Annotated in this window: 4 protein-coding genes; all 4 read right to left on the bottom strand. The window is 36.7% G+C overall.

The features are described from left to right. On the bottom strand, positions 1-996 hold a 996-nt coding region (locus Q0460_RS00800), incomplete at its 3' end, for a type II and III secretion system protein (RefSeq protein WP_299083658.1). After that, positions 956-2,062, bottom strand: a complete 1,107-nt coding sequence (locus Q0460_RS00795; RefSeq protein WP_299083655.1) for a zonular occludens toxin domain-containing protein — start codon at positions 2,060-2,062, stop codon at positions 956-958. The genes Q0460_RS00795 and Q0460_RS00800, both read right to left, overlap by 41 nt. Before the next feature lie 9 nt (positions 2,063-2,071). After that, the gene (locus Q0460_RS00790; protein WP_299083652.1) at positions 2,072-2,500 is read right to left on the bottom strand and encodes a hypothetical protein; all 429 of its coding nucleotides are present in this window, start codon (positions 2,498-2,500) and stop codon (positions 2,072-2,074) included. A gap of 9 nt (positions 2,501-2,509) precedes the next feature. Further along, positions 2,510-3,868 carry a hypothetical protein gene (locus Q0460_RS00785; RefSeq protein ID WP_299083650.1) on the bottom strand — a complete coding sequence of 453 codons (1,359 nt, stop codon included), beginning with the start codon at positions 3,866-3,868 and terminating at the stop codon, positions 2,510-2,512. Between the last annotated feature and the right edge of the window lie 473 nt (positions 3,869-4,341).

Genomic DNA, 4,341 nt, shown 5'->3' with positions numbered 1-4,341 from the left:
ATAGTTCGACTTAAGCTCCTTTTTACTCGTGCGCGGAGTAAGGGTGTTTTGCGTATCGAGCAGATCTTCCACGACTAAATCAAGGCTAAAATCGACGTTTGAGTTTTGAAGCACAATCGGGCGAATTTTGATTTTTAAGCCTACGTCTTTGTATTCGTAGCTGTTCTGAGTGGCGGTGCCGTTTTGAGTGTAGGTGCTGGTATTTGTGAGGTATGGCACATTTTCTACAGATGAAAAATATACCTCGGCGCCGCTTTTGGCAACCAGAAACGGACTTTGCTTTATGGTAGTTACGCCGTTTTGCTGAAGCAAGCTAAGAACGCCGTAAAAGCCACGTTTTTTTGTAGTTACTACGTTTGTCTCAGCACTATAAGGCATAGTGATAAGATTTATGAAATAGTTTAGATCGGAGCGCGTTATTACGTCACCTAAAGAATTTAGGTGCGAGCCTATATCCTTATAATCATTCGTATTGGTCTCAAGTATGGTAAGCTTGAAATTTACCTGTTCGAGCTTTTTGTCACTTCTTTGCACGAAATCGATAATATCGCTATATTCGTCATCGCTTGCTTTGAATACGACGGAGTTTGTAGAGCGAATATAGCTTGAGTTTTGATCGGTCATCTTGCTTACTATCTTGTCTGCATCGTCATAGGAGTTATTGGCAAGCGTGAGATATCTTAGCCTACGCTCGGCGCTAATGCTTCCGTTAGCGTCTCCGTAATCTCTATTCTTCTTAAAGACATAGTAAAAGCCATCGGTTAAAATGAGCTTTAAGCCTTTACTTTCTATAGCTTTGCGAAAATGCTTTATCGTTACATCAGAATTCTTAGCAGTATAGAAATAAAAACTATTCGGATCTATCTCATCGCTGATTAGAATATCGATTTTTGAATTATGGCTAGCAACATTGGCGAAATCAAGCAAATTTAGCTTAATTTCTTCAGACAAAGCGCTACTTAGAATAAATAGCACTAGAAAAAGAACTTTTTTCATTTAACTCTTCCTTTTTTAAGTTATCGAAAACGGGCTTATCAAAGCCAACAAAAAAATACGTAATACCTTTCCCTTTGAATGAGCGAACGTTAAATTTAGGCGGGGAACGCAGAAAGATAAAATTTAGATACCTTTGGTCGAAATGATCGTAAGAGCCGTTTTGAATGGAACAACGATCGTAGAAGCAGTAAATTTGGTATATGTAGCCGATAGGAGGCTCATTAGGATTTGGAACGGAAGCGTTGAATAAAGCTTTAGTGCTGTTACCGCTTACGGTTTCAATAGGTTGATTGGATTGGGTGTCGGGAGCGGAGGCAGAGGAATCGGCGGATTCATCGGAATTAAAGCTTTTCACGAAAAAATAAAAGTATATAGATAGCGTGATAAACAAAAATAACGATACATAAAGAAATTTACGGACAAAAGATTTTTGAGAAGCGTTTTGTCCTGAATGATAGAGATTAAAAACCTCTTTCAAATACGGAACATGAAATTTTTGCATGACGTCTTTTTGATACATCTTGTAAGAGCCGTAAAGCATATATCTAAATTTATTTTTGAACAGGCGCTTGGAGCTATCCACGGCTTTTACAAAATGCTCGGCTATACGTTTATACTCATTGCTTATAAGCGATAAATCCTGTGTAATAAGCATAATATCTTGGTATAAATGGCGATGATAGGTAAGCCACCAAACTAAAATATTATCCTCTTTGGCTTTTAAGAAATTGTGAGCTTCATCGAGGATTATTAAGACATTGTGTAAATTTAGCTCTCTGGCTTTTTCATTTAGAACGTCATCGCCTACTTTATCCATATAAAGCAGATATAGGACTTCAAGATCGGAGTAAAACTTTTCATAGTCGAATTTTATAAATTTATCGTCTAGCTCAAATTTAAAGCCGTTGATATTGGTATAGCAATATAAATATTCTTTCTGCTTCTCTGGCTTAATAACCTTTGATAGAAAAGTATCTTTTGGCTTGAAAATAAAAAGCTGATGAATTTTAAAAACTGCGTAATATGTTTTACCGCTACCGGGATTGCCGACGATGTAGGTTATCATTTAGAAGCCTCAAGTAATGTAATAAGTAAGCTCGTTTATCGTTTTTCTAAGTTTTTCAAGTAGCTTCATACCCATTTTTGCACCTATTATCAAAAATAACGATATTAAAAATGGAGCATAAAAATTAAAAACGTCCCAAAAAGCTTTAAAAACACCGAGAGTTGATAACACAGACAAAGCAACAGAAGTAACCTCATTCTTAGAAGTGCTAGGATTAGTAAGATTTTTGATAAAACCATAGATATCGCCTAATTGATCGAACAAAAATACAGCCATAGCAAGCAATGCACCAAAATATATGAGCATCAAAATAAACATTGCAGCTTCTATTAAAACAAGCTTGCTAAAAACAACCTTTTTAAGAACGAAACCTGCGAGCTCGCCTAAAGAAAATTTTCTAAAAACCCAAGCTAAAGCAGACACTATAAAAGCTGGCATAACCTATCCTTAAATCAAGACTACAAATAACTTTAATAAAAGCAAAAAAATACCGACGATGAAAAAAACGTAAAAAACATAATATGAAACTTCAGAAGCAGGAGCGACGGCATCACAATAATCAACTACCAGCTCCCTAGCTTTACCATCAGGAAGCTGAATTTCTTTTTTAATAGGGCAAGAACGCTTAATATCAGACTTAACTTTTGCAAATCCCTTGCCCTTGACATTACTGATAAACTGATCTATACCATCTCTAACGCCGTCAAATTTTGATATGCCGTTTTCCAAGTGATTTTTAATACTATCATATAAACCATCGCGAGCTTTATCTAAACCGCCATCATCAAAATCTTTAGGGTCAAATTTACCCTGATTGTCATCCTTACCCGGCTTAGTGCCATTGTCATTACCTGGCTTCGTGCCATTATTATTGCCTGGGTTGCTACCGCCGCCCGGATGTCCTCCACCACCTTGATTAGGTTTATCGGGCTTTGTGTTATTGGTATCGGGCTTATCAGGTTTATCAGGCTTAGGAGTATCGCCACCCGGTTTTGTGCTATTATTATTACCCGGATCATCCGGTTTAGGACTCGGACCAGGCGTAGCATTAGGAGCATAAATATCATCGGTGAAGCAGACACCATTAGCATTAGGATCAGTGTCCTTTATATCATAACTAACATTGAACATGGTGCCATCGCCATTAGGTCTAGCTTCCGGATCGTCTTTTGTAGATTTGCAACCATATGAACAAACCATCGAACCATCGCCACCAATATCCATAGTAGAAAAACTTCCATTATAACCAATCTTACCAGCGCGCTTACACATACAATCCAAGCGATCATTTTGATTAGTGATATCCTCGCATTTATTTACGCACAAACCAGTAGTGGAATCAAAATATTCGCCTTTTGAAGTATCGCAACTAACACAATTTACAGAAGCAGTGCCAGGAATATTAGCATGATCGTAAGTTTCATACTTAAGAAAATTACAAGTTTCAGATGAACCAGCAGAACAAGGCTTTTTATCGTAACCCATAAACCTATAAAGAGAACCTGGATCTATTAATCCAGCGTTATAAGCTATAAAACCTACAGTGTGCGGATCTTTATAGCTATAAAAAGATTTTTCCTTGAACGAAGTTTCATTAAATCTAGTAACATAATAAGGGTTATTTTCAACTTGAGTATATTGACAATAATGAACAACATCTCGAACTATGCCATTATAAAGCCACATATCACCAGCGCCAGTAATTCTTAAACGATAGTCGTAAGGAACAGTCGAATATATCTCGAGAGAAAAAAGAGAGGACACAAATATCAGGATTAGGGGGATAAATTTAAATTTATTAAGCATAATCCCACCTTATAAGAACTTCCTAGAAAAAAGTATAAGCCCAGCGCATATAGGCAAGCATATAAGCAAAAACCACACTATGATTGAGAAAAAATAATCAAACGACAAAACGCCCGTTACGGTAAAAACGCCTATTTGCATAACCCTTCCTTTCTACGCTTCGCGACACACGCCTTGGAGGCGTGGGATTAACGCATTGCGCCACTCTTTTTATTTAGCGAGCTAAATAAAAAGGACGCGCGTTAATCTTTAAATTTGAGAAAACTTTAAACGTAAATTAAAGCTTACTCAAAACTAAAAAAACGAATAAACAAAGCAAAAAAGCACACAGAATGCCACTTAAGCCCATTAAAAAGTTATATTGCTCCAAAGATATATCAAGCTTATACATATTTAGTCCATATTCTTAAAAATATCCAAAGCAACGGTCACCTGCTTAATAACGGCAAAAAAGACTATAACGACAGCCATAA

This window comes from uncultured Campylobacter sp. (genome assembly GCF_937980635.1).
Classification (GTDB): domain Bacteria; phylum Campylobacterota; class Campylobacteria; order Campylobacterales; family Campylobacteraceae; genus Campylobacter_B.
Note: the sequence above shows the minus strand (reverse complement) of the source record. Positions and strands in the feature narration are given on the sequence as shown.